The following is a 24,698-nucleotide window of genomic DNA, read 5'->3' as shown; positions in this document are numbered from 1 at the left end:
AGACTTCCGCATTCCCGAGGCCCCATCGCCAGGGCCCGTGCGCCGCGTCGTACGCCACCAGGCACGAGACGACCGCGCGCAACCCCTCTCTGATGCACACCCCGCCGCACCTGCCCCGGAGGAGAAACAGCATGAGCCGCAGCGACGTCCTGGTCGACGCCGACTGGGTCCAGGACCACCTGGACGACCCGAGCGTGGCCATCGTCGAGGTCGACGAGGACACGTCCGCGTACGAGAAGAACCACATCAGGAACGCGATCCGGATCGACTGGACCAAGGACCTCCAGGACCCGGTCCGCCGTGACTTCATCGACCAGGAGGGCTTCGAGAAGCTCCTGTCGGAGAAGGGCATCGCCAACGACACGCTGGTGGTCCTCTACGGCGGCAACAACAACTGGTTCGCGTCCTACGCCTACTGGTACTTCAAGCTCTACGGCCACGAGAACGTCAAGCTTCTCGACGGCGGCCGCAAGAAGTGGGAGCTCGACTCCCGCGACCTGGTCGCCGAGGTGCCCACCCGCGCCACGACCGACTACAAGGCCAAGGCCCAGAACACCGCGATCCGCGCCTTCCGCGACGACGTCGTGGCGGCCATCGGTTCGCAGAACCTGGTCGACGTCCGCTCGCCCGACGAGTTCAGCGGCAAGCTGCTCGCCCCGGCCCACCTGCCGCAGGAGCAGTCGCAGCGTCCGGGCCACATCCCGAGCGCCCGCAACATCCCGTGGTCGAAGAACGCCAACGACGACGGCACCTTCAAGTCGGACGACGAGCTCAAGGAGCTCTACGTCGAGGAGCAGGTCGACCTCGCCAAGGACACGATCGCGTACTGCCGCATCGGTGAGCGTTCCGCGCTCACCTGGTTCGTGCTGCACGAGCTGCTCGGCGTGGAGAACGTCAAGAACTACGACGGCTCCTGGACCGAGTACGGCAGCCTGGTCGGCGTCCCGATCGAGCTCGGCGCCAACAAGTAACCCTCAAGGCCTGAAGGACGGAAACGAAATATGTGTGGAGCGAAGGCCGGCGGCCCCGACGCCTCGACGATCAAGCCCGGTGAGACCACCATCCAGGGTCAGGTGACGAAGGACGGCGAGCCCGTGGTGGGCTACGTCCGTCTCCTGGACTCCACGGGCGAGTTCACCGCCGAGGTCCCCACCTCGGCGACGGGACAGTTCCGCTTCTACGCCGCGGAGGGCACCTGGACCGTACGCGCCCTGGTGCCGGGCGCCACGGCGGACCGCACGGTCGTCGCCCAGACGGGCGGCCTCGCGGAGGTCGCGATCGCCGTCTGACGGCACCCGCCGACGGCTGAAGGGCCGCACCCCCGGGTTGGACGCTCGGGGTGCGGCCCTTCGGCATGTGCGGGCCTACGCTGGACGTATGTACGCGCGACGGCGGCATGTCTACTTCGCCATGATGGGGACGTGCATCGGCCTCTTCGTCCTGGCCTGGGCAGTCGTGCGGCTCTGGTCGATTCCCGTGGCCGTGGGGATGTGCGTGGTGGCCATGGTGATCCCCCCGCTCGCCGCCATGGTGGCCAACCGGCGAGGCCCCGAGGACCGCTGGTGGGACGACCCGTCGGGGGACCCGAAGTCCGACGAGTGGTGGGACGAGCTGGACGGCAAGAAGCGGCGGCAGTAGAAAGGCGCTCATGGGGCGCACGCGACTGTCCAGCATCGTCTTCGACGTGAGCAACGCGAGCGACGCGCGGGAACTGGCCGGGTTCTACGGGCGGTTGCTCGAGTACGAGGTGCGCTCCGAGGAGCCGGACCGGGTGCTGACCTGACCGCCCGACGGCAGCGGCCCCGCGCTCGCCTTCCAGACCGAGACGGCCCGCGCCCTGGGGCTTGGCGCCACACTCGCCGACCACCAGCCGCAGGACGACGTACGGGTGCTGCTGGACCCGCAGGGCCACCCGTTCTGCCTGTGGGTGCGGACCGCCCCGTGACGCTCCGGACGCTTCAGGCGCCTCAGTAGACGAGCGCCTGGGTCCCGTCCGCCATCGCCTCCTGCACGAACACCTGGGCGCCCGCGATGCGTACGCCGTCCAGGACGTCCTTCTCCGTGATGTCCCGCCGGGCCGCGCACTGCGTGCACAGGGTGAGTTGCCCGCCGGCCAGGACCGAGTCGATCAGGTCGGGCAGCGGGGCGGCGTGCGGCAGTTCGAACTCGGCGGCGCGGCCCGGCAGCGCGAACCACGCGGACTCGCCGGTCAGCCAGAGCGAGACCTCCACCCCGCTGGCCACGGCAACCGCCGCCACGGTGAACGCCTGCGAGCAGCGTTCCGGGGCGTCCGTACCGGCCGTCACCTTGATCACGAGCTTCTTCGCCATGTCCGCATGGTAGTCCGGCCGTTGTCCGAATCGTGATCAAGCCCCGGGCAACCCCGTGAGCGGGCCATGGGTCTCCTGTGCGCGCGGATACGGAATCCACGCTTCGCGTTCTGTGGGGGGACGTCTTGGAAGTCTCGGAAGTACCGGAAAGACCCGAAGCAGCTGACGTACCTGTATCGGCTGACGTACCTGTACCGGCTGAAGCGCCTGTATCAGCTGATGCGCCTGTATTAGCTGAAGCTCCCGAGGCCGCGCCGTCGGCTTCGCGGCGGCGCGGGCGTACGACCTCGCTGATCGCCACGGCCGCCGTCCTCGGTGTCGTCGCCGGTACCTGTACCGGCTTTCTGATCCAGGCCGACCGCGAGCCAACCAGGCTGCCGTCCCTTTCGCAGCCCGTGGTCGCGCAGGCCAAGGGGAAGGGCCCCGAGCCGCTGTCGGCCGCGCGGGACCGCCGGGTCAGGACGGACGGCGACCTGCGCGAGCTGCTGCTCAAGCGGCCGGCCGGGGCGCGCGACACCGCGTACACGCCGGGCCACGACGGCTGGGTGGGACTCGCGGAGTACGCGGAGGGCTTCAAGCAGCCGGCCGGCGCCTTCAGCGGCGCGATCAGTGACGAGTTCCGCCGGTCCGCCGCCACCACCTGGCGCGTGGGCAGCACGTACAACGTCCGGGTCCAGCTCGTGCAGTACCGCCAGGAGGAGAACCTCGCCGCGGCCGACTCCGCCGCCGACCTCCAGTACTGGGCGGAGAAAGAGGCCGGCACCCGCAGCTGGACCGTCCCCGGTACGGGGGACGGCATGGCGTACGTCCACACGACACCGGACGCCAGGCCGGGCTATCAGCCGGTGTACTCGGCCGAGGCGCACGCCTGGCGCGGTGACATCGTCATGCAGCTCTGGGTGTTCGACACCAAGCCGATCCCCAAGGAGAAGATCATGGATCTGGCCGCGCGGCAGATGGGGCGGCTGTGAGCGAGAACCCTGTCGGGCAGAGCCCCGTCACCGGCGGGCTGATCGGGCCCGTCGAGCCGGCCGCCGCGGAGACGGTGGTCCTGCCGGAGGCCGGCACCGCCCCGAAGAAGCCCGTACGCCGTGGCCGTGTCGCCGCCGTCACGGGATCCGTGCTGCTGGCCGCCGCGGTCGTCGCCGGGACCGGCTACACCGTCGTGACCGTCAACGGCGCCGACCGTGACGCGGGCGCGCCCGTCTGGAACCTGCCCAAGGCGAAGAAGGAGGCCACGACGGAGACGGCCGCCTCTTCGGGGCTCGGCGGCATGCTCGTGCCGTACGAGACCGACGGCTTCACCCGGGGGCCGGACCTCGACGAGTTCGGCGCGGACGCGGAGCTGAGCGGCGCCCGGGCCACCGCCCTGCGCAAGGAGTCGCTGCGCGATCTGCCCCGCTCGCAGCGACTCCGGCTGGAGAAGCGGATCGACAAGCAGCGCATCAAGGGCATGGTGATGCGCAGCTACCTCAGCACGTCCCAGGCCGGTAACTCGACGCTCTACGCGGACAAGGCGTTCACGGTGAGCATGGTGCTGTCCCAGCTGGAGAGCCGGGCGGCCGTACGGGACATCTCGACGTTCCAGAACGAGTTCCTCACCGCCCTCGGCGTCCTGCGCAAGGGGCCGAAGGTCGAGGGACACAAGAACGCGCAGTGCTATCTGCCGCCGAAGGACGCGGACGAGAAGCTCGACGCGATGATCTGCTCCGCGTACCAGGGCGACGTGCTGGTCAGCGCCACGGCGTACGGAGCCAAGCCACTGAACGCCAAGGGCGTGGCGATGCTGCTCCGCACCCAGCTCGACCGCATCGCCGAACCGGGGGAGGCGGTATGACCGAGCAGACGGACACGCAGCCCCTCGCACCACCTGTACCCCCAGTTCCCCCTGTTCCCCCCGCTCCTCCCGTCAAAAAAGACCGCCGCGTCCTGCGTGCCGTGCTCCGGTGGAGCGCCGCCGTCGTGGTCTTCGCGGCCGTCGGGGCGGCGTCCGCGTACGGGATCGCGGCGATGGAGCGGACCGATGTGCCGGGGCTCGCGACCGCGTCGGACGGGCGGTGGGAGTACCCGGAGATCGTCAAACCGCCGCTGCCGTCCGGCAGCCCGGGACCGCTCGCCGAGGCGAACAAGGCCGGCACCCACTACGCCGACCTGCGTGCCCTCGTCCTGCCCGCCCCCGAGGGCGCGAAGGAGGACAGGACGCTGCGTGGCGAGGACGGCTGGCTGCCCGCGAAGACCTTCGTCGCGGAGTACGCCGGGAAGGACGACCGCGACACCGTGCGGCAGCTGCTGGCCGACAACGGCCTGCGGCACATCGCCGCCCGCGGCTGGACCACCCAGGACGGCACCCGCACCCGGATCTACCTGCTCCAGTTCGACACCGCGGCGGTCGTGGACGACCTCCTCTCCAGCGAGCTGACCGACTACGACGCCCCGCGGTACGCGCTGCGCGGCGCCGCGCAGCTGAGCCGGGACGAGAAGTTCCCCGAGTCCACCTGGGTCGAGGGCGTCGACCGCGCCGTGTTCGCGGAGACCAGGCCGTACGGGCGCGAACAGGACCGCCAGGCGTATCTCGGCGCCTCCGACACTCTCGCGGTCGTCGTGCAGTCCGGTGCGGGCGGCGCGAAGGCCGTGCCGTTCCAGCAGACGGTGACCCTCCAGAGCCAGATGCTGGGCTGAGCCCGGCAGGGCGTACCTCAAAGGCCCGGCAGGGCGTACCTCAAAGAGAGGGCCGGGCCCCACCCGACTAGAGTGGGGCCCGGCCCTGCACCGCCTTCACCGTGTCACCGAGGAGCACCCCGTGGAGATCTTCTTCGAAACCCTGCTGGTCCTGGTCTGCGTCGGCGTTCTCGCCTTCGCCGGGCTGACCGTGAAGAAGCTGTACCAGGGCCAGCGCTGACCTCCGTCACCGACCGAGTCACCGTCACGGCCGCCCCCCTTCCAGACGTACGAGACTGCTGAGCTGCTCATGATCGAGATCCCGTCCGACCTCCACAAGGACCTCGTCCCCCTTGCCTTCCTGCTGGGCAACTGGGCCGGCGCCGGCGTTCACGACTTCCCCGGCTCCGAGAAGTGCAACTTCGGGCAGGAGGTCAGCTTCACCCACGACGGCCGCGACTTCCTGGAGTACCACTCGCACACCTGGGTGCTCGACGCCGACGGGAACAAGGTCAGGCCGCTGGAGACCGAGTCCGGGTTCTGGCGCGTCGATGCCGCCCGCAAGGTCGAGGCCGTCATGACCCGCGACGACGGCGTCGTCGAGATCTGGTACGGCGAGCTGGCCGCCAAGAAGCCGCAGATCGACCTGGTCACGGACGCGGTCGCGCGCACGGCGGCCGCCGGTCCGTACAGCGGCGGCAAGCGCCTGTACGGCTACGTGAAGAGCGACCTCATGTGGGTCGGCGAGAAGCAGACCCCCGAGGTCGAGCTGCGCCCCTACATGTCGGCGCACCTGAAGAAGGTCGTCACCCCGGAGGACGTCGAGCGCTGGGCGAAGGCCCTGCCGGACGACATGCCGGACGACGGCATCGCCTTCTTCAAGTAGGAGTGATCGCCCTTCAGGTAGGAGTGATCGCTTCAAGCAGCCGTCGCTTTCCTCAAGTCGGCCTAGACTCTGTGGTGTGGTGAGCACCGACTGGAAGAACGATCTGCGGCAGCGCGGCTACCGGCTGACCCCGCAGCGGCAACTTGTGCTCGAAGCCGTGGACAAGCTGGAGCACGCGACCCCCGACGACATCCTCGTGGAAGTGAGGAAGACCGCGTCGGGGGTCAACATTTCCACCGTCTACCGGACCCTCGAGCTCCTGGAGGAGCTGGGGCTGGTCAGCCACGCGCACCTCGGGCACGGCGCGCCCACGTACCACCTCGCCGATCGCCACCATCACATCCACCTCGTGTGCCGGGACTGCACGAACGTCATCGAGGCCGACATCGGGGTGGCCGCCGAGTTCACCGCGAAGCTGCGGGAGACCTTCGGTTTCGACACGGACATGAAGCACTTCGCGATCTTCGGCCGGTGCCAGAACTGCGCACTCAAGAGTTCAACTACCAAGTCGTAGGCTTAGGCGTATGAAGAGCCCCCTGCTGTCCCTGCCCGGCGCCGTTCCCGCCGAGGGAGCGGACGAAGGCGTCGCAGCCCACTACGGTGACCTGTTCCGCGAACAGCGCGCCCTCGCGGGCGGCGCCGGTTTCGTGGATCTCTCGAACCGCGGCGTCGTCACGGTCACCGGCGAGGACCGGCTCAGCTGGCTGCACCTGCTGCTCACCCAGCACGTCAGCGAGCTCCCGGCCCACCGCGCCACCGAGGCGCTGATCCTCTCCGCGCACGGCCATATCGAGCACGCCCTGTACCTGGTCGACGACGGCACGACGACCTGGGCCCACGTGGAGCCCGGCACCCAGGAGGCGCTGATCGCGTACCTGGAGTCGATGAAGTTCTTCTACCGCGTCGAAGTCGCCGACCGGACGGGCGAGTTCGCGGTCGTGCACCTGCCGGCCGGTTCGATCGCCGACGTGCCCGCCGACGTCGTCGTACGGGAGACCGCCTACGGCCGTGACCTGTTCCTGCCCCGCGCCGAGCTGGAGTCGTACGCGGACAGGAGCGGCCCCGCGGCCGGGCTGCTCGCGTACGAGGCGCTGCGCGTCGAGCACCACCGCCCGCGGCTCGGCTTCGAGACCGACCACCGGACCATCCCGCACGAGCTGGGCTGGATCGGCAGCGCGGTCCACCTGGAGAAGGGCTGCTACCGCGGCCAGGAGACGGTCGCCCGGGTCCAGAACCTGGGCAAGCCGCCCCGCCGGCTCGTCTTCCTGCACCTCGACGGCAGCGAGGTCCACCTGCCGCCGCACGGCACCGAGCTGCGCCTCGCGGACGACGGCCCGGACGGCCGCAAGATCGGTTTCGTGACGACGTCCGTACGCCACCACGAGCTGGGCCCGATCGCCCTCGCCCTGGTGAAGCGGAACGTGCCGCTGGACGCACCGCTGGTGGCGGACAACACGGCGGCCGCTCAGGAAGTCGTCGTAGAGCCCTAGAGCCCCGGAGCCCCGGAACCGCAGAGCTTTGGAACCCTGAAGCTCTGCCCTAGTTCTCGATCAGTACGGTGAACGGGCCGTCGTTCGTCAGTGATACGCGCATCTGCGCACCGAACCGGCCCGTCGCCACCGTCGCGCCCAGCGCGCGGAGCCGGGCGACCACCTCGTCGACGAGGGGCTCGGCGACATCGCCGGGCGCGGCCGCGTTCCAGGTGGGGCGGCGCCCCTTTCGGGCGTCCCCGTAGAGAGTGAACTGGCTGATGACGAGCAGCGGCGCGTCGATGTCGCTGCACGACTTCTCGTCGGCCAGCATGCGCACCGACCAGAGCTTGCGGGCCAGCTGGGCCGCCTTCTCCTCGGTGTCGTCGTGCGTGACCCCGACCAGGACACAGAGCCCCTCGCCGTTGATCTCACCGACCGTCTCCGGCCCGTTCTCGCCTTCCACGACGACGCTCGCGCCGTCCACCCTCTGCACCACCGCACGCATGGGGGCCATCATGCCGTGCGGGTGAGCAGACCCCGTCAGGGGGCGTCAGGGGGTTTCCTTAATTAGCCTTAACCCGCCATCTGGGGCCGATCGGGGGCACTCGGTCACATAGCGGCCACTTGGAATGGCACGATGCTCCCACAATCCGGTCGAGGGGACGGTAGAGGCGGATGAGCACACCGATTACGAGTACCGGGCAGTTGCCCGGGGTCGGCACACACAGGCCGCCCGTGCAGCGCACGGACAGCCCCCTGCCCGCGGCTCCGCCCGAGCCCGATCTGTCCGTGCTGCGGCTGCCGGAGCTGCGCACGCTGCGCCGGGACGCCCAGCGGGACGAGGCCGACCTCAGCTATGTGCGGCGGCTGCTCCAGGGGCGTATCGACATCCTGCGGGCCGAGCTGGCGCGCCGCGGTGGGCTCGCGGCACCGGCGGGGGGCACGCCGGCGGGGGTCATGGAGCGGCTTTCGGAGATCCTCACGGACGCGCCCGCCCGGCAGCGTTCGTCGGCCCGCCATGTGACGGTGGGCACGCCGCACGGCGAGGAGCCCCGGCGACTGGCGTCCGAGATGCTCGCCGAGGTCGAGCTGTCGGACCTGGAAGCACGGACGGACGACGAGCTGGGCGCGGGAATGGGCCGCCTCGTGCGCTACGAGCGGCAGGTCTCCCGCAGCCGCCAGCAGCTCCAGCGCACGGCGGACGATTGCAGCGCCGAGATCGCCCGCAGGTACCGTGAAGGGGAAGCACAAGTAGACGACCTGCTCATGTGACAAGGCGGGCCCCGGCGATCCCGGGCCCGCCCGTGGCCACTGCGGCCCCGGGAATTCCGGCGGCCGCGGCGCCGGGCCCGGAGGGAGACCTTCGCGCCAGGCGGCCGGAGGGAGACCTCCGGCCCGCCCGGGAGACCGGGTCGGCCCGCCGCCCGGGCAGGTCCCGTCCCGTCCCGGAAGGCCACCGCCGATGTCCGCCCCTGCCACGCCCGCGATACCCGCCGCTCCCGCCGTGTCCGCCGTACCGCCCGTCCTCGCGGAGGTCGTGCGTTCCGGCTTCGTCGAGGGGCGGCACCGGGGGAGCCTGGTGCTGCTGGCCGCGGACGGCTCCGTGGAGCTGGCGCTCGGCGATGTGACGGCTCCCGTCTTCCCCCGCTCGTCCAACAAGCCGATGCAGGCCGCGGGCATCCTGCGGGCCGGCCTGGAACTGGACGGGGAGCGCCTCGCGATCGCGGCCGCGAGCCACTCGGGCGAGACCTTCCACCGGGACCTGGTCCAGAAGATGCTGGCCGAGCACGGGCTGAGCGCGGCGCAGCTCCAGTGCCCGCCGGACCTGCCGCTGGACGGGGTGGAGACCGAGGCGTACCTGGCCGCGGGCGCCGTCCGCGACCGCGTCACCATGAACTGCTCCGGCAAGCACACGGCGATGCTCGCGGTGTCCGCGCTGCGGGGCTGGCCGCTGGACTCGTACCTGGACCCGGCCCACCCCTTGCAGCAGCTGATCCACACCGTGGTGGAGGAGGCGGCGGGCGAGCCGGTCGCGGCGGTGGGCACCGACGGCTGCGGCGCCCCCCTCATGGCGATCACCCTGACGGGCCTGGCGCGCGCCTTCCGCTCCTTCGTGCTGGCGGCCGACGGCACCGCCGAACGCCGCGTCGCCGACGCGATGCGCGCCCACCCCGAGTACGTCGCGGGCACGCGCCGCCCCGACACCTGGCTGATGCGTGAGCTGCCGGGCGCCCTGTCCAAGATGGGCGCGGAGGCGGTCCAGGCGGTGGCCCTGCCGGACGGCCGGGCGCTGGCGTTCAAGGTGGACGACGGGGCGACGCGCGCGCTGGGGCCGGTTCTGGCGCGGGCGCTCGCTCTCATGGGCGTGGCCGCGCCGGTGGTGGCCCGGATCGGGGCGGCGCCGCTGCTCGGCGGCGGGCGCGAGGTGGGGGAGATCCGGGCGGCGTTCTGACCCCGGCCCGTCATGGGCGGCAGCACTCAGAGGACGGGACGGGGACGGGACAGGGAGGGCGGCCGGGGAGGCGGGGTGCAAAATTCCCGCGACACCCCATCGCCGTACGCCTAGCGTGACCGTATGAGCCGCCCCGACGACATCGACGTACGCCCGATCGCCGAGGCCGAGACAGCCGACTGGATCCGCGCCCTCAACACCGGTTTCCTGCGCTCCCCGGAGGTCTCGGAACGCGAGGTCGCGGACCGGAGCTCGTACCTCGTCCCGGCCCGCACCCTGGGTGCCTTCGACAACGGCCGCTGCGTCGCGACGTTCAGATCGTTCCCGCAGGAGCTCACCGCGGTGGGCGGCGCCTCCGTCCCCGCCGACGCGATCTCCAACGTCACCGTCACCGCCACGCACCGCCGCCGCGGCCTGCTCACCCGCATGATGGCCCAGGACCTCGCGGCCGCGAAGGAGCGCGGGGACGTCGTCGCCACCCTCATCGCCGCCGAGTACCCGATCTACGGGCGCTACGGCTTCGGCGCCGCCACCCACTCCACCGAGTGGACGATCGACGTGCCGAGGACCGGTCTCGACCCCCGCTGGTCGGGCCCCGGGGACGGCGGCCGCATCGACCTCGTCGACGGCGAGGACGTCCGCAAGGCCGGCCCGGAGCTGCACGAGCGGCTCAGGCGTACCCAGCCCGGCGCGGTCAGCCGCGACGAGCGCTGGTGGCAGGTCCACACGGGCGTCGTGCGCCTGGACCGCTCACCGTGGACGGAGCCCTTCTACGCCGTGTACCGCTCGGCGTCCGGCGAGGTCGAGGGCCTGGTGTCGTACGAGTGCGACGACCACTGGGGCGACGCCAAGCAGCCCCAGAACACGGCGAAGGTGAACTGGCTGATCGCGACGACCCCGGCCGCGGAGCGCGCCCTGTGGCACTACCTGTGCTCCATCGACTGGATCACGAAGGTCAGGACGGGCTGGCGGGCCCCCGACGACCTGCTGCCGCACTTCCTGCCCGATCCCCGCGCCGCCCGCGTCACCACGCACGCGGACTGGCTGTGGGTGCGGATCCTGGATGTCGTACGGGCGCTGGAGGCGCGTACGTACGACGGGTCGGGGACGCTCGTACTGGACGTCGTGGACCGGCACGGACTGGCCGGCGGGCGGTACCGGCTGACGGTGGGGCCGGACGGGGCGGTCTGCGAGCCGACCACGCGGGATGCCGGACTCACGCTGGACGTGGGCGAGTTGGCGGCGCTGTGGCTGGGCGACGCGTCGGCGGTGCGGCTGGCCGCGCTCGGCCGGGTGCGGGAACAGCAAGAGGGCGCCGCCTCCGTTGCCGACGCCCTGCTGCGAACGTCCGGGCGACCGTGGTGCCCGGACATGTTCTGATCCCGGGTGGGCGGTGCTCTCCTTCCGTGCGGGTGCCTGCCGGTTCGGGATCGCGTTCGTATCCGTAGCTATGCGGTTGTGGCTGTGCGGTGGTGCTCCCGTATGCGGTTGTGGCTGTGCCAGTGGTGCGTACGCCGTATGAAGTTGTGGCTGTGCGGGCCGACCGAGCTCCCGGCTCCCCTCCGGAAGGGAGCCCGGTCAGCGGGGCTGCCGGACGGTTGTCACGTGCGTCGCCCGCGATAACCAACCCTCGGAAGTGTGACCATGTTGCTCAAGTTGGCGACCAACTCCATTTGACTTATCTCCGATTGGGGACGTCTCATAACCACCTTTCACTGAACTGCCCAAAGATGGCGCGAAGTTGTACTGTTTTGTCGTGGACCCGGAACATGCCTCCGTCAAGGGGCGGAAGAGGTCACGACAGCCACAGGCGTCACATCGCGAGGTGGCCGACGAGCTGCGCAGCCGGATCAGGTCCGGAGTGCTGCGGCCGGGACAGCGCATGCCCACGCAGGCCAGGCTGGCGGACGAGTTCGGGGTGGAGCGTGGGGCTGTACGGGAGGCGCTGCGCATCCTTCAGGCGGAGCGGCTGCTTTCCAATGTTTCGAAGGGCAGCCCGGCGACCGTCGCTCAGAACATAGGCGGTGTGCCGACCGGGCCCGAAACTCCGCCGCAGCCCACGATGGTGGCGCTCGCCCCGCGGGTGTCGGCGGCCTTCGCGGTCCCGCACGTGGAGATAGACGCCCTGTGCCTGACCTCGGTCTCGCTGACGCTCGCGATGAGCGAGCCGTTGCGCGAGATTCACGCGGGACGTATAAAACCGGCCAAGGTCGATGTCCGGGTGCTGCTGCCGAGCCGCGAGATCGACCTGGCGTTCCCGGCACCCGTGGACGCGTCGCACAACGGCCGGCTCCAGCGCCGCTGGCTGACCCAGCGCAACGCCCAGGGGCAGGTGCTCCGGCACAACCTGCTGGCGCTGCGGGCCACGCACGGCGTGGACGTCCACGTGTCCTTCCGGGCCCTCCCCTTCACCCCGCCCGTGAAGCTCTACCTGCTGGGCGAGTCGGAGGCGCTGTTCGCGTACTACACGCTGACGCGGCGCGGCGAGGAGATCGACCACGAGTACCTGGAGATGTACGACGCCGAAGGCACGCAGTCCATGCTGTTCGCCTTCGCGCAGGGGGCGAGCCTGCGGGACACGACGTTCGTGGAGCAGTCGCACCTGTGGTTCAACGCGCTGTGGGAGACGATCAGTTCGGAACTGGAGTTCACGAACTAGGCGCTGTCACAGCGCGGGGCCGGCGACCGTCAGCGCGAGGACGACGGCGCCGATGGAGCTGCACGTGGGGTTCTTGGCCTTGACGCCGATGCTGAGCAGCAGCAGGCCGACGACACCGCTCGCACCGTAGCGCCACTGGACGATCTGCTCGAATCCGACGACGAAGACGGCGGTGAGGAGGGCGATGACGGGCATGGTGGTACCTCCTTCTGCGGGGTTGAGGTGGAGGCAAACCCTCCGCCAACTCTGCTAAGTTGGCAACCAACTATGGTGAAGTTATCCCCAGTTGGTACCTACTCATAAACAACTTTCAAACAACTGCCCATAGATGGACCGAAGTTGTAGCGTTTGGTCGTGACTCAGGAGAACGTTGCAGTGAACGGCAGCAGAAGGCTCTCGCCCCAGGAGATCGCCGACACCCTGCGGGACCGCATCCGCGCCGGCGACCTGAAGGCGGGCGACCGCCTGCCGACCCAGGCCGAACTGGCGGAGGAGTTCGGCGTGGAACGCGGCACGGTCCGCCAGGCCCTGCGCGCACTCCAGGAGGACGGCCTGCTGAGCAACGTCAGCAAGGGGAGCCCGCCGCGGATCGCGGAGGTCACGCCCACCCGTGACGAACCTCAGCCGACGATGGTGGGCCTGGCCCCCCGGCTCACGGCGGCGTTCGGGGTCCCGCACGTCCATGTGGACGCGGCCTGCCTGACCGCCGAGACGCTGATGCTGGCGCTCGGCGAACCGGTCCGCCAGATCCATGAGGGCCGGCTCCGCCCGGAGTCGATCGACGTCCGCATCCTGCTCCCGTCCCGCGACATCAACCTCGCGTTCCCGATCCAGGTCGACGGCCGCACCGAGGGCGACCCCGTCCACAAGCGCTGGCTGGAGCAGCGCAACGCCCAGGGGCATGTCCTGCGCCACAACCTCCAGGCCCTGCGCTCCTCGCACGGCATCGACGTCCGGGTGACCTTCCGCGCCCTGCCGTTCACCCCGCCGGTGAAGCTGTACCTGCTCAACGAGGAAGAGGCGCTGATCGCCTACTACATGCTGACGAAGCGGGAGGAGGAGGTGGAGAGCCGGACCCTGGAGATGTACGACGCCCTCGGCTCCAAGTCCCTGCTCTTCTCCTTCGAGAGCCGGGTGGGCCAGCGGGACGCCGCGTTCGTGGACCAATCCCAGAAGTGGTTCAACGCCCTCTGGGAAACCATCACGACGGACCTGACACTCTCTTAGTGACTTCTGATGCGACGCAGACTGAACTGGTGACAGCAGAGACCGAGAAACTGCGAGAACTGATCACGCGGGCCCGTTTCGTCCTCTTCGACTTCGATGGGCCGATCTGTCGGCTGTTCGCGGGGCACAAGGCGGAGCGGGTGGCGGTCGAGCTCGTGGAGTGGCTCGAAGGCCGGGGCCTGCACGCCCTGTTGTCGGAGACGGAACGCGAGGCTCTGGACCCGCACATAGTCCTGCGCGCGGTGGACCGCAGACACCCCGGCAGCGACCTGGTGGCCGAGCTGGAGGAACGTCTCACCAAGCAGGAACTCCGCGCGGCGTCCTCGGCCATGCCCACGGCGTACGCGGACCCCCTGATCCGCACCTGGACGGCGGTCGGCGCCCGACTCGCCATCGCCACGAACAACTCTCCGCGGGTGGCCCGCAAGTACGTGGCGAGCCGTGGCCTCAGCGCGTGCTTCGCCCCGCACATCTACGGCCGCACCCAGGACCTGCACCTTCTGAAGCCGGATCCGCACTGCCTCAACCGCGCGCTGAACGCGATGGGCGCCGCTCCGTCCGCGTCCTTGATGATCGGCGACACCCCTTCGGACTACTTCGCCGCACAGCGGGCGGGCGTTCCCTTCCTGGGCTACGCGCGCAACGACCGCAAGGAGAAGCTCCTGAAGGAGGCCGGCGCCGAGGAGATCGTGGGGTCGCTGGAGCTGGTGCTGCGCGTCCTCAGGGAGCAGTCCGCTTCCGCCCGGCCGTGAGCGCCCGCCGCCGCCGTCGGTGACCGGGGTGCTGCCCAGACGGTGCTGTAGCATGCCCGAACCGCGGGAGCAACCGCTCCGGGGCTTGCGCATGAAGGTGAACCCGCCGCAGCGCCGAACGACCTGACGCACGAGAACGTAGAGAAGAGTGGCGAGCCACTCGATGGGCCCAGTGAACCTGGTCTCCGGTCGTGCGGAGCGCATCTCGCGGTTATTTTGACCTCACCTTCCACCACCCCGCGCGACCCTCCAGGAGCGGCCAGTGGGCGCACCCCCCGTTCCCCGTCCTCCGGTCCGGGAACGAGCCGCCGACGTTCTTCCCGACAGCGCGTTCGACGCGTTCGTGCGCGTGGCGGCCGAGCGGGGGGTACCGAGCAGCGGACAGCACCACCAGAACTTCGTGACTCCGCTCGCCGAGCCGGTCGCGCGTCTCCTGGGGCGTGCGGCCGGGACGCCGGTGGTGGTGCGGATTCCCCGCGCCGAGGCGCTGCCCGTGGTGATCAGGACCTGGCGGGACGAGGCGGAGATCCTCGGCGCCCTCCACGGCGTCCTGCCCCATGTGCCCGAATGCCTCGTCAAGCGCGAGAACGCCGTGATCCACAGCTATGTGCCGGGCGTGCCGCTGTCGAGCCTCTGCGGCAACGGCAAACCGGTCGACGGCCTCATGCTCAAGGCGCTGGCGGGGCTGTTGGCCCGGATGGCGCAGGTGCGCAGGGAGGCCCTGCCGCCGCTGCCCGCCGACTGGCCCCGCAACGACAAGGACGGCCAGGCGTTCCTGCGTACCCTCGCGCACCTCGCCGACCGCCAGATCCGTCAGCCCAACTGGGCCGCCTACGGTGGACTGTTCGCGGCTCTGGGCGTCCCCGGAGACGCCCTCACCCGGCTGGCCGGGCGGGTTCCCGCGATGGCGCGTCGCCCGTACAGCCTTCTGCACACGGACCTCCACCGGGACAACGTGATCGTCCCCTACAGCGGCGACCCGCCACTGGTCTGCGTCGACTGGGAACTGGCGACGTACGGCGATCCCCTGCACGACCTGGCCACGCACCTCGTACGGATGCGGTACCCGGCCTTCCAGCGGGACGAGGTGATCCACGCCTGGGCCGACGCGATGGGGGCGACCCGGCCGGCGGCGGTGAACGGACTCGCGACCGACTTGCGCCACTACGTCGCCTTCGAACAGGCGCAGTCGGTGTTTCCCGACGTCATCCGGGCGGCGCGGTCGCTGACGGACTCGCGCGACGAGAAGAGCCTGGACGCCGCCACGGCCGAGGTGCACAGGGCTCTTTGGACAGCCGCGGAACCACTCGGGCTGGCGCAGGTCCCGGGTACCGCCGAGATCCGGGGGGCCCTCTACCGGTGGCAGGCGTCGTCGCCTCAGCGGAGCCCCGGCGCCCGGCGCGCCACGATCGGCTGGGTACCGGACAGACGCGTCCCGGAACACCCCGAATTCCCCCACCCCGCGGTGCTCTCCGCCCTGATGGCGGAAGGGGCGGCGCCGGCGGCCCGTGTGTTCAAGGGCACCGCGCACCTGAACTCGGTGGTCCGGGTGCCGGGGGTCGGCTTTCCCGTGGTGGTACGGCGCAGGCTCGCGTCGGTCTGCCGGCGCGAGCCCAGCTTCCTCAGCGAGCACGCGGTGCTGCGGGCCATCGAGTCGTCCCGGGTCGCGGTGACGGCGCCGCGGGTCCTGGCGCTGGGCGAGAGCGCTGAGCGGGATCCTTTCGCCATCCACACGTATGTCGGTCCGCCCGACGGTGACCAGCCCCCCAACCATCCGGTGCACGGTCTGCTGCCGCACGAGGCGGACGGACTCGTCGACCAGCTCTGCGCCCTGACGGACGTCGACCACGGCGCCCTGGACCCGATGGCGGGCGAGCCCGACTTCTACACGTGGCTGAGCGGGCAACTGGTCGGGCTGGTCCGCGGGCTGCCGAGGGAGTCGCAGCAACTGGCGCGTCTGCTGGGCCTTCCGGACGCGGCTCGGCTGGGGCAGATCCTCGCCCGGCACGAGGTGACGCCCAGGTCACCGTCCTTGCTGCACGGAGACCTGAACCCCTGGAATCTCGTACGCCGGCCCGACCGGTTCGCGCTCACCATCATCGACTGGGAGATGGCGATGGTCGGCGACCCGCTGTACGACCTGGTCCGGCACCTGCACCTCACCCCGACCCGGCCGGAGATCCGCGACCGCATGTTCCGCCGCTGGGAACGCGGACTCGCCCCCACCCACACGAAGGACTGGCAGCGGGACTGGCGGGTCTACCGGTGGATCGAGATCGTCCGCTCCGCCTATGTGGACCTCGACCGGCTCGTCACCGGCGCGGGCCTCGACGCCCCCAACGTGCGCAGGGCGGTCAGCTCGTACGCGATGACCCTGCGGGCCGCGACAGCCTCGCTGGGACTGCCCCTCGGCCGGCTGTCGCAACCCTGCCTCGCCCGCGCCCTGCCGGACGGCGGCCGGGGCGGCACCGGACCGGCCGGGCTGCCCGTGGGCGGGTGACGTACCGGCGGAGCGCCGACTGTGTGACTGACCGCGTGACCGACCGCGCGGCGGAGCGCTACCTGCGCAGCAGCACCTTCCCCGCGGACTGCCGCCCCTCGATGGCGGCGTGCGCCTCGGCGGCCTTCTCCAGCGCGAACACCTCCCCGACCACCGGCCGCAGCCGCCCCGCCGCGGCTTCGGCCAGCGCGCCGGCCGTCAGGCGCGACAGGTCGGCCGGACCGAACTGCACGTCCCCGATGCCGAAGAGGGTGATGCCGCGCCGCCCCGCCTCGTCGGGATCGAGGGCGGCGAAGCCCCCGGACGGCGCCCCGTGTGCCGAGAACCGCCCGCCGTCGGCCGTCAGCGTGAACGCCGCGGCCCCCAGCTCGCCCCCCACTCCGTCCAGCACCACGTCCGCCGCCCCGTCCCCGCCCAGCGCGTGGCGCGCCCGCGAGGGCCAGTCCGCGAGCGTCGCGTCCACCACCTCGTCCGCCCCCAGCTTCCGCACCAGCGCCACCTTCGCCTCGCCCCGGGCCACTCCCACCACCCGGGCGCCCCGCGCGTGCGCCAGCTGGACCAGCAGCGTGCCCATGCCGCCCGACGCGCCCAGGATCAGGACGCGGTCCGTCTCGGTGACGGTGGTCAGTTCCAGCAGGCCCGTCGCCGTCACGCCGTCATGGACCAGGGCCGCGGCGGTCAGCAGGTCCAGGGCGTCGGGGACCGGCGTCAGGGACGAGACCGCCGCCACCGCCCGTTCCGCGTAGCTCCCCGTCACGAACGACGTCACCCGCCGGCCCAGCCACTCGGCCGGGACGTCCGGACCGAGCGCGCCCACCACCCCGGACACACCGCCGCCCGGCACGTACGGCGGTTCGGCCGGGAAGAACTCCCGGCCCCAGCCGGACCTCAGCTGGGTCTCCACGAAGATCGTGTCCGTGTACGCGACCTCGATCACCACCTCGCCCGGGCCGGGTACCGGGTCGGGCAGGTCCACCGGGACCAGCACCTCCGGGCCGCCGAACTCCTTCACCTGTGCCGCACGCATCGCCGTCTCCTCACGCTTCACGATCGGTTACGCCGTGCAGTCTTCGACCTCAAGCGAGGTTGAGGTCAAGCGGCGGCCCGCGCGGTGGTGCGTAGGCTCGGGGCATGGGTGAGATCGGGCTGCGTGAGCGCAAGAAACAGCGGATGTACCAGGCCGTGTCGGACATCGCCATCGGGCTGTTCCTCGAGAAGGGGTTCGACGCCGTGTCCGTGGCCGAGGTCGCCGCCGCCGCCGAGATCTCCAAGCCCACTCTCTTCCGGTACTTCCCGGCCAAGGAGGACCTCGTCCTGTACCGGTTCGCCGATCACGAGACCGAGGCCGCAGGGGTGGTCGGCAGCCGGGGCGAAGGGCAGTCGCCCGTCGCCGCGCTACGGGCGCACTTCCTGGACGGACTCGCCCGGCAGGATCCCGTCACCGGGCTCAACGACCGTCCGGGCGTCCTCGCCTTCCACCGGCTGCTCTACGGGACGCCGGCCCTCGCCGCCCGCCTCCACGGTTACCTGGAGCGGTCGGAGGGCGCGCTCGCCGCGGCCCTCGGCGGCGACCTCGACGCCCGGCTCGCCGCCGGCCAGATCGTCGCCGTGCAGCGCGTCCTCGCGCTGGAGAACTGGCGCCGGGTGGCGGGCGGGGAGCGGGCGGCGGACGTCCACGCCGACGCCGTCGCCGCGGCCGAGCGCGCGTTCGGGCGGCTGGCGGACGGGCTTCCCTCGTACGCCTGAGACGAACGCCTGAGAGGAATGCCTGAGACCCGTTCCTGGGGCGAACGCCTGAGACGACGTGGCCACAGCGTGTGCGACCTGGTTAAAAATGTTACTCGGTAACGTTATTCCGCTATCCTCCCTGGAATGACGTCACCCGACCCCGCCCTCCACCACGCCCTCACCCGCGAACGCGCCTACCACGACACGTGCCGCACCGCCCTCGCCGCCATGGTCGAAGGCGCCGACGAGCACGTGATCACCGGCGAGGACGTCTCCGCCTCCGGTGCCGACGCCGAAGTCCTCGGCCACCGGCTCCGCAGCCGCGCCAAGCACATGCGTGAACTCCCCGAAGGCCCCCTGTTCTTCGGCCGGCTCGACTTCGCCCCGGACAGCGGCGACCGGGAACACGCCGGGCAGAGCTACCACCTCGGCCGCCTCCGCATCACCGAGCACCCCGCCGCACCGCCCCTCGTCGTGGACTGGCGCGCCCCCGTCTCCCGCGCCTTCTACCAGGCGAGCGCCCGCGCCCCCCAGGGCGTCGCCGTCCGCCGCCGCTTCGGCTGGGCGCCCGGCAGCCGCGGTGACACCGCCGATCTCACCGGCCTGGAGGACGAGCACATCGGCGCCGAACAGCACGCCCCCAGCCGCATCCTCACCCACGAGATCGAACGCCCCAGGCTCGGCCCCATGCGTGACATCGCCGCCACCATCCAGCCCGAACAGGACGACCTCGTACGCGCCGACCTCGCCACCTCCGTCTGTGTGCAGGGCGCCCCGGGCACCGGCAAGACCGCCGTCGGACTGCACCGGGCCGCGTACCTCCTCTACACCCACCCCCAGCGCATCCGGCGTGGCGGACTGCTGATCCTCGGCCCCAACCGCACCTTCCTCTCCTACATCGCGGAGGTGCTCCCCGCCCTCGGTGAGACCGGCGTACGCCAGTCCACCGTCGCCGACGAGATCGGCGCCCGCCACCGCGTCACCGCCGTCGACGACGAACGCACCGCCGTCGTCAAGCACGACCCGCGGATGGCGGAGGTGCTGCGCCGCGCCCTGTACGGCCGGATCGGCACGGCCGCCGACTCCCTGACCGTGCCCGACGGTTCGTACCGCTGGCGGGTCCCGGCCGACGCGCTGGCGCGGATCGTCGAGGACGTACGGACCGAACAGCCGCCGTACGCCGTCGGACGGGAGCGGGTGCGTACGCGGGTCGTCGGCCGGATCCAGGCGCAGGCCGAACGGCGCGCCGGGCCGCGTACGCACGCATGGGTGCGGAAGATCGAACGGGCCCGGCCGGTCAGCGCGTACGTCGACGCCGTCTGGCCCAGGGTGCGGGCCGAGGAGGTGGTCGCCGGACTGCTCGCCGACCCGGACGCGCTCGCCGCGGCGGCGGAGGGGGTCCTCGACGCGGACGAGCAGCGGGCGCTGCTGTGGACCGGGCCGCCGCGCTCGTACCGGTCGGCGCGCTGGTCGGCCGCCGATCTCGTGCTCCTCGACGAGGTCGCGGGGCTCATCGAACACCCGGAGGGATACGGGCACCTGGTCGTCGACGAGGCGCAGGACCTCTCGCCGATGGAGTGCCGGGCGATCGCCCGGCGGGCGGTCTTCGGATCGCTGACGGTGCTCGGGGACCTCGCCCAGGGCACGACTCCGTGGGCGGCCCGCGACTGGTCCGAACTCCTCCCGCACCTGGGCAGGCCCGACGCGCACGTGGTCCCGCTGACCACCGGTTTCCGGGTACCGGAGGCCGTCGTGGGGCTGGCGAACCGGCTGTTGGAGCGACTCGATGTGGCGGTGCCCGCCGCCCGTTCACTGCGCCGGGACGGCGAGTTGAGGATGCGGCGGGTCGGGGAGGCGGCGGAGGTGGCGGCAGCCGTGGCCGAGGCCGTGCGCGAGGCCCTCGCCCATGAGGGCTCCGTCGGGGTCATCGCGGCCGACGCGGACGTCGCGGCCGTACGGGAGGCGCTGTCCTGCGCCGGGCTCGAGCCGGCCGGGCCCGACCGGCTCGGCGCACGGGTCACGGTGGTGCCCGCCACCGTCGCCAAGGGACTCGAGTACGACCATGTGGTCGCCGTCGAGCCGGCCGCGATCGCGGAGGCCGAGTCGCGCGGGCTGCACCGGCTGTACGTGGTGCTGACCAGGGCGGTCTCACGGCTGGACGTCGTGCACGCGCGCCCGCTGCCGTGGTGATCACCGGCGCCCTGCTTCAGCTGCGCGCCGAGCCGAGGGTCAGGCTCAGACGTGCGGCCGGCGGAGGCCGGCCGAAGCCGCTTCGATCACCTCGTCCAGGACGGTCCGGGACCGGATCAGATCGTTGATCATGCGGTCGATGCGGTCGCGTTCCCCGCTGAGGTCCGCGACCAGCCGCGGTGTGGCGACCTCGGACGGTCCGCCGTCCGTGTCCCGCATGCAGGGCAGCAGCTCGGCGATCTTCTTGCTGTGCAGGCCCGCGGCGAAGAGTTCCTGGATGAGGATGACCCGGTCGACCGCCCGGTCGGGGAAGTCGCGATGGCCGCCGGGGGTGCGGTCGGCCGCCAGCAGGCCCTGCTTCTCGTAGTAGCGGAGCGACCGCTCGCTCACGCCGGTCCGCTCGGCCAGTTGCCCGATCCGCATTCCCCACCTCGCAGGCGTCCGAAGGCACTTGAAGCTGACACAGGTGTCAACTTCTACCGTACCCGCATGACGAACACAGCCGCGGGAACCGCCTCCGCCTCCGCCCTCTTCGAGCCCGCGCGCCTCGGCCCCCTGGACCTCCCCAACCGCCTGGTGATGGCCCCGATGACCCGCAACCGCGCCTCGGCCGACGGCGTACCGCAGCCCCTCATGGCCACGTACTACGCCCAGCGCGCCTCGGCCGGTCTGATCATCGCCGAGGCCGCGACCCCGAACGCCGTCGGGCAGACGTACCCGAACATCACCGCGATCCACGACGCGACGCATGTGGCCGGCTGGCGGGGTGTCACGGACGCCGTGCACGCGGCCGGCGGCCGGATGTTCCTGCAACTCCAGCACGGCGGCCGGGTCGGACACCCCGCGACCAGCGGACTGACCCCGGTGGCCCCCTCGCCCGTCCCCCTGCCCGAAACGATCTTCACCCCGTCCGGGCACCGCCCCTCCGTCGTCCCGCGCGAGATGACGGCGGCCGACATCCGTACGACCGTCGCCGACTTCGCAGCCGCCGCCCGCAACGCGATCGACGCGGGCTTCGCCGGGGTGGAGGTGCACTCCGCCAACGGCCATCTGCTCCACCAGTTCCTGGCGACCAACACCAACCGCCGCACGGACGCGTACGGCGGTTCGGTCGCCGCCCGCATCCGCTTCGCGGTCGAGGTGACCGAGGCCGTCGCCGACGCGATCGGGGCCGAACGGGTGGGCGTACGCATCTCGCCCGGGACCACCGTCAACGGCGTCGAGGAGGACGACACCGAGCTCCTCTATCCGGCCTTCGTGGAGGCGCTGGCCGCTCTCGGCCCGGCGTACCTGCACCTCGTCCACGCCGACCCGGACCAGCCGCTGTTCCGGCACATCCGGGAGAACTGGCCGACGACGCTGATGGCCAACCCCGTTCTCGGCCCCGAACTCCCCGCCGACGGCGGCGCCCACGCGGCCGGCCGCCTGCTGACCGCGGGCGCCGACCTGATCGCGCTCGGGCGCCCCTTCCTGGCCAACCCCGACCTGGTGACGCGGCTGCGCACCGGCGCCCCGGTCAATCCCGTACGGGACCGGTTCATGATGTACGTGGGCGGGGAGCGGGGTTACACGGACTATCCGACGCTCACCGTCGCGTGATCCGTCGCCGCCGGCTCCCTGGCCGCTTCGCTCAGGCGGCGAAGCCGAGCGCCAGCGATCCGATCACCGGTGCCGCGTAGACCAGCGGGAACGGGATGTGCGCGTACCAGCGCGCCCGCGCCACGGTGACGACGGCACCGGTGAAGTACAGCACCAGCCCGATCCCGGCCAGGACGCCGACGACCGGCACGAAGAGGCCGGCCAGCAGGCCCGCGGCCCCCGCCGCCTTGGCCGCGCCGAGCCAGGGCCACCACGCCGCGGGAACGCTGTAGTCGGTCAGCGCTTCCACGACCCACTTGGCGCGGAAAAGGACGGCGTAGGCCGAATAGCCCGCCATGGCAGCGGCAAGAAGAGTGACGACAACGTGTGCGATGGACATCGGAATGCTCCTCGTCGGACGGCATCCGGCGGGGCTCGCCCCGGTCGGCTGCGGTGAGTTCGTCACTCCTCTGACCCGGCGTGGCGCGCGAGTGTGACGGGACGGACGGAGGATTCTTCAGACGGCCCACCGTGCCCTCACGCCACCGAGTCACCGCCCGGCTCACGGTCGCGCGTGGCGTGGCACACTTTTGCAAGCGGGTGCTTGCAATTGTTAGCGGGGGTGTGCAAGGTGGACACATGGCATCGCTCAACGTCGGCAATCTCGGTGAGTATCTGCGCGAGCAGCGGCGCAGCGCGCAACTGTCGCTGCGGCAGCTCGCCGACGCCGCCGGGGTGTCCAATCCGTATCTGAGCCAGATCGAGCGCGGGCTGCGCAAGCCGAGCGCGGAGGTGTTGCAGCAGGTCGCCAAGGCGCTGCGGATCTCCGCCGAGACGCTGTACGTGCGGGCCGGCATTCTCGACGCCGAGCGGGACCGGGACGAGGTGGAGACACGCGCCGTCCTCCTCGCCGATCCGACGCTGAACGAGCGGCAGAAGCAGGTGCTGCTCCAGATCTACGAGTCCTTCCGCAAGGAGAACGGATTCGAGATCGGCACGGCGGACGAGGACGCTCCGACGAACGCTCAGGGCAGAGCGGACGCCCAGGACACCCCCGTACGCGGCCCCCGCACGGCCGGCGGCAGCGATGCCGATCCGCAGCAGGCCGCCGGCTGAGCGGAGGACCGGCACATCGGGCGGCCGACCGCGGATCGAAAACCCTCAACCGAAAGCCAATCCGGGAGGACCATCACCATGGCCATCACCGAAGACCTGCGTAAGACCCTCAGCGACCCGACCCCGCTCTACTTCGCGGCCGGCACCGCCGACCTGGCCATCCAGCAGGCCAAGAAGGTGCCGGGCATCGTCGAGCAGCTCGCCGCCGAGGCGCCGGCCCGCTTCGAGGCCGTGCGCAGCACCGACCCGAAGGCCGTGCAGGAGAAGGCCACCGCCCGCGCCAAGGAGGCGCAGGAGACCCTGCAGAGCAAGGTCACGGGGTTCATCAGCACGCTCGACACCGATCTGAAGAAGATCGGTGAGTCGGCCCAGGACTTCGCCCTGCGCGGTGTCGGCGTCGCCGCCGAGTACGCGGTCAAGGCCCGTGAGACGTACGAGAAGGTCGCCGAGCACGGCGAGCAGGCCGTGCGGACCTGGCGCGGCGAGGCCGCCGAGGAGATCGAGGAACTGGCCATCGCCGTCGAGCCGAAGGCGGAGCCGGTCGAGGTGAAGGACGACAAGCCCGCCACGGCCGCGGCCGAGCCCGCCGCCAAGAAGGCCTCGGTCCCGGCCCCGGCCGAGCCGAAGAAGGCCCCGGTGCGCAAGCCCACGGCGAAGAAGACCACGCCGCCCGCGAAGTAAGCGGCGGTGGCGCACACGAGCAGCACGGAACGGCCGGGCACCCTTGGGGTGTCCGGCCCGTTCTACGGGTACGGTGACCGCGTAGGTGTCGGTGGGAACGGGCGGTGGGCAGCATGCTGATGTTGGGCTTCGCTGGGTTCATGGGAGTGCTGAAGATCGTCCTGATGGCCCTCGCCGCGTTCGGGCTGTTCGACGCGGCGTTCCGGCGCGAGGACGCGTTCCGTGCCGCCGACAAGCAGAACAAGTGGTTCTGGCTGCTGATCCTCGCGCTCGCCCTCGTGGTGAGCTGGCTGTTCTCGATCCTGTCGTTCCTGCCGATCATCGGCGTCATCGCCAGCATCGTCTACATCGTGGACGTCCGGCCCGCGCTCCGGCAGGTCTCCGGCGGCGGCCGGGGCGGTCGCCGCGGCTCCAGCAGCGACGGCCCGTACGGCCCGTACAACGGCGGCCGCTGACGTCCGGGCCTGAG

The 24,698-nt window shown here is 71.3% G+C and carries 29 protein-coding genes and 1 pseudogene; 24 read left to right on the top strand and 6 right to left on the bottom strand.

All coding sequences use genetic code 11. The features are described 5' to 3' along the window. Window positions 1–131: 131 nt before the first annotated feature. The 5 genes and pseudogenes from GTY58_RS21070 to GTY58_RS41680 form a co-directional block, all read left to right on the top strand. Entirely contained in the window at window positions 132–971 is an 840-nt protein-coding gene (locus GTY58_RS21070; RefSeq protein ID WP_010985466.1) for a sulfurtransferase, read from the top strand. 30 nt (window positions 972–1,001) lie between these two features. Then, a complete protein-coding gene (locus GTY58_RS21065; protein WP_010985465.1) occupies window positions 1,002–1,289 on the top strand; it encodes a DUF1416 domain-containing protein in 288 nt (95 codons plus the stop codon). Window positions 1,290–1,377: 88 nt separating this feature from the next. Next, window positions 1,378–1,638 (top strand): DUF3099 domain-containing protein, encoded by a 261-nt coding sequence (locus GTY58_RS21060; protein WP_037650795.1) that lies wholly within the window; start codon window positions 1,378–1,380, stop codon window positions 1,636–1,638. 10 nt (window positions 1,639–1,648) lie between these two features. Next, complete coding sequence (locus GTY58_RS41685) at window positions 1,649–1,783, top strand: hypothetical protein (RefSeq protein WP_306292866.1); 135 nt, start codon at window positions 1,649–1,651, stop codon at window positions 1,781–1,783. 45 nt (window positions 1,784–1,828) lie between these two features. Next, window positions 1,829–1,945: pseudogene (locus GTY58_RS41680) on the top strand (VOC family protein); the annotation flags it as partial. Window positions 1,946–1,967: 22 nt separating this feature from the next. On the opposite strand, the gene GTY58_RS21050 reads toward GTY58_RS41680, so the two are convergent. Further along, window positions 1,968–2,330 (bottom strand): DsrE family protein, encoded by a 363-nt coding sequence (locus GTY58_RS21050; RefSeq protein ID WP_037650797.1) that lies wholly within the window; start codon window positions 2,328–2,330, stop codon window positions 1,968–1,970. Window positions 2,331–2,725: 395 nt separating this feature from the next. Here GTY58_RS21050 and GTY58_RS21045 point away from each other — a divergent pair, with 395 nt between their 5' ends. From GTY58_RS21045 to GTY58_RS21025, 6 genes are all read left to right on the top strand, one after another. After that, complete coding sequence (locus GTY58_RS21045; protein ID WP_306292867.1) at window positions 2,726–3,301, top strand: hypothetical protein; 576 nt, start codon at window positions 2,726–2,728, stop codon at window positions 3,299–3,301. Then, on the top strand, window positions 3,298–4,167 hold the full coding sequence (locus GTY58_RS39725; protein WP_242432112.1) for a hypothetical protein: 870 nt from the start codon (window positions 3,298–3,300) through the stop codon (window positions 4,165–4,167). The genes GTY58_RS21045 and GTY58_RS39725 overlap by 4 nt, the downstream gene beginning before the upstream one ends. Further along, window positions 4,164–5,009 (top strand): hypothetical protein, encoded by an 846-nt coding sequence (locus tag GTY58_RS21040; protein WP_010985460.1) that lies wholly within the window; start codon window positions 4,164–4,166, stop codon window positions 5,007–5,009. Before GTY58_RS39725 ends, GTY58_RS21040 begins: the two co-directional genes overlap by 4 nt. Before the next feature lie 289 nt (window positions 5,010–5,298). Next, on the top strand, window positions 5,299–5,874 hold the full coding sequence (locus GTY58_RS21035; protein WP_010985459.1) for an FABP family protein: 576 nt from the start codon (window positions 5,299–5,301) through the stop codon (window positions 5,872–5,874). 76 nt (window positions 5,875–5,950) lie between these two features. After that, a complete protein-coding gene (locus GTY58_RS21030) occupies window positions 5,951–6,388 on the top strand; it encodes a transcriptional repressor (RefSeq protein ID WP_010985458.1) in 438 nt (145 codons plus the stop codon). A gap of 10 nt (window positions 6,389–6,398) precedes the next feature. Beyond that, a complete protein-coding gene (locus tag GTY58_RS21025; RefSeq protein ID WP_010985457.1) occupies window positions 6,399–7,364 on the top strand; it encodes a folate-binding protein YgfZ in 966 nt (321 codons plus the stop codon). Window positions 7,365–7,413: 49 nt separating this feature from the next. Here the strand turns inward: GTY58_RS21025 and dtd are convergent, their stop codons facing one another. Continuing rightward, the gene (gene dtd, locus GTY58_RS21020) at window positions 7,414–7,851 is read right to left on the bottom strand and encodes a D-aminoacyl-tRNA deacylase (protein ID WP_010985456.1); all 438 of its coding nucleotides are present in this window, start codon (window positions 7,849–7,851) and stop codon (window positions 7,414–7,416) included. Window positions 7,852–8,021: 170 nt separating this feature from the next. On the opposite strand from dtd, the gene GTY58_RS21015 reads away from it, so the two are divergent. From GTY58_RS21015 to GTY58_RS21000, 4 genes are all read left to right on the top strand, one after another. Then, a complete protein-coding gene (locus GTY58_RS21015; RefSeq protein ID WP_010985455.1) occupies window positions 8,022–8,618 on the top strand; it encodes a hypothetical protein in 597 nt (198 codons plus the stop codon). A 190-nt stretch (window positions 8,619–8,808) separates the two neighbouring features. Next, a complete protein-coding gene (locus GTY58_RS21010) occupies window positions 8,809–9,798 on the top strand; it encodes an asparaginase (protein WP_010985454.1) in 990 nt (329 codons plus the stop codon). A 123-nt stretch (window positions 9,799–9,921) separates the two neighbouring features. Then, a complete protein-coding gene (locus tag GTY58_RS21005) occupies window positions 9,922–11,178 on the top strand; it encodes a GNAT family N-acetyltransferase (RefSeq protein ID WP_010985453.1) in 1,257 nt (418 codons plus the stop codon). 376 nt (window positions 11,179–11,554) lie between these two features. Beyond that, window positions 11,555–12,457 carry a GntR family transcriptional regulator gene (locus tag GTY58_RS21000; RefSeq protein WP_107082969.1) on the top strand — a complete coding sequence of 301 codons (903 nt, stop codon included), beginning with the start codon at window positions 11,555–11,557 and terminating at the stop codon, window positions 12,455–12,457. A 6-nt stretch (window positions 12,458–12,463) separates the two neighbouring features. On the opposite strand, the gene GTY58_RS20995 is transcribed toward GTY58_RS21000, so the two are convergent. After that, window positions 12,464–12,652: a hypothetical protein gene (locus GTY58_RS20995; protein ID WP_010985451.1), complete on the bottom strand. Its 189-nt coding sequence runs from the start codon at window positions 12,650–12,652 to the stop codon at window positions 12,464–12,466. Between the two features lie 180 nt (window positions 12,653–12,832). Between GTY58_RS20995 and GTY58_RS20990 the strand changes: the two genes are divergently transcribed. The 3 genes from GTY58_RS20990 to GTY58_RS20980 all read left to right on the top strand — a co-directional run bounded on the left by GTY58_RS20990 (window position 12,833) and on the right by GTY58_RS20980 (window position 16,936). Further along, the gene (locus GTY58_RS20990) at window positions 12,833–13,684 is read left to right on the top strand and encodes a winged helix-turn-helix domain-containing protein (protein WP_171033173.1); all 852 of its coding nucleotides are present in this window, start codon (window positions 12,833–12,835) and stop codon (window positions 13,682–13,684) included. Between the two features lie 29 nt (window positions 13,685–13,713). Beyond that, window positions 13,714–14,436 (top strand): HAD-IA family hydrolase, encoded by a 723-nt coding sequence (locus tag GTY58_RS20985; protein ID WP_242432113.1) that lies wholly within the window; start codon window positions 13,714–13,716, stop codon window positions 14,434–14,436. A gap of 343 nt (window positions 14,437–14,779) precedes the next feature. Further along, window positions 14,780–16,936 (top strand): aminoglycoside phosphotransferase family protein, encoded by a 2,157-nt coding sequence (locus GTY58_RS20980; protein ID WP_242432115.1) that lies wholly within the window; start codon window positions 14,780–14,782, stop codon window positions 16,934–16,936. 58 nt (window positions 16,937–16,994) lie between these two features. Here GTY58_RS20980 and GTY58_RS20975 read toward each other — a convergent pair whose 3' ends face one another. Next, complete coding sequence (locus GTY58_RS20975) at window positions 16,995–17,963, bottom strand: zinc-binding dehydrogenase (RefSeq protein ID WP_010985447.1); 969 nt, start codon at window positions 17,961–17,963, stop codon at window positions 16,995–16,997. Between the two features lie 104 nt (window positions 17,964–18,067). Between GTY58_RS20975 and GTY58_RS20970 the strand changes: the two genes are divergently transcribed. Next, the gene (locus GTY58_RS20970) at window positions 18,068–18,682 is read left to right on the top strand and encodes a TetR family transcriptional regulator (protein ID WP_010985446.1); all 615 of its coding nucleotides are present in this window, start codon (window positions 18,068–18,070) and stop codon (window positions 18,680–18,682) included. 126 nt (window positions 18,683–18,808) lie between these two features. Next, window positions 18,809–20,854, top strand: a complete 2,046-nt coding sequence (locus GTY58_RS20965) for an ATPase AAA (RefSeq protein ID WP_010985445.1) — start codon at window positions 18,809–18,811, stop codon at window positions 20,852–20,854. Window positions 20,855–20,899: 45 nt separating this feature from the next. On the opposite strand, the gene GTY58_RS20960 is transcribed toward GTY58_RS20965, so the two are convergent. Then, on the bottom strand, window positions 20,900–21,277 hold the full coding sequence (locus GTY58_RS20960; protein WP_010985444.1) for a MerR family transcriptional regulator: 378 nt from the start codon (window positions 21,275–21,277) through the stop codon (window positions 20,900–20,902). Window positions 21,278–21,343: 66 nt separating this feature from the next. On the opposite strand from GTY58_RS20960, the gene GTY58_RS20955 reads away from it, so the two are divergent. After that, window positions 21,344–22,453 carry an alkene reductase gene (locus GTY58_RS20955; protein WP_037650805.1) on the top strand — a complete coding sequence of 370 codons (1,110 nt, stop codon included), beginning with the start codon at window positions 21,344–21,346 and terminating at the stop codon, window positions 22,451–22,453. Window positions 22,454–22,484: 31 nt separating this feature from the next. Here GTY58_RS20955 and GTY58_RS20950 read toward each other — a convergent pair whose 3' ends face one another. Further along, entirely contained in the window at window positions 22,485–22,832 is a 348-nt protein-coding gene (locus GTY58_RS20950) for a DoxX family protein (RefSeq protein WP_037650808.1), read from the bottom strand. Between the two features lie 239 nt (window positions 22,833–23,071). Between GTY58_RS20950 and GTY58_RS20945 the strand changes: the two genes are divergently transcribed. From GTY58_RS20945 to GTY58_RS20935, 3 genes are all read left to right on the top strand, one after another. Then, complete coding sequence (locus tag GTY58_RS20945; protein ID WP_010985441.1) at window positions 23,072–23,548, top strand: helix-turn-helix transcriptional regulator; 477 nt, start codon at window positions 23,072–23,074, stop codon at window positions 23,546–23,548. 78 nt (window positions 23,549–23,626) lie between these two features. Further along, the gene (locus GTY58_RS20940) at window positions 23,627–24,229 is read left to right on the top strand and encodes a hypothetical protein (protein ID WP_010985440.1); all 603 of its coding nucleotides are present in this window, start codon (window positions 23,627–23,629) and stop codon (window positions 24,227–24,229) included. A gap of 113 nt (window positions 24,230–24,342) precedes the next feature. Further along, a complete protein-coding gene (locus tag GTY58_RS20935) occupies window positions 24,343–24,684 on the top strand; it encodes a DUF2516 family protein (RefSeq protein ID WP_010985439.1) in 342 nt (113 codons plus the stop codon). The last annotated feature ends 14 nt before the right edge of the window (window positions 24,685–24,698 follow it).

The organism is Streptomyces sp. SID5469 (assembly GCF_009862865.1).
GTDB lineage: Bacteria > Actinomycetota > Actinomycetes > Streptomycetales > Streptomycetaceae > Streptomyces > Streptomyces avermitilis.
Note: the sequence above shows the minus strand (reverse complement) of the source record. Positions and strands in the feature narration are given on the sequence as shown.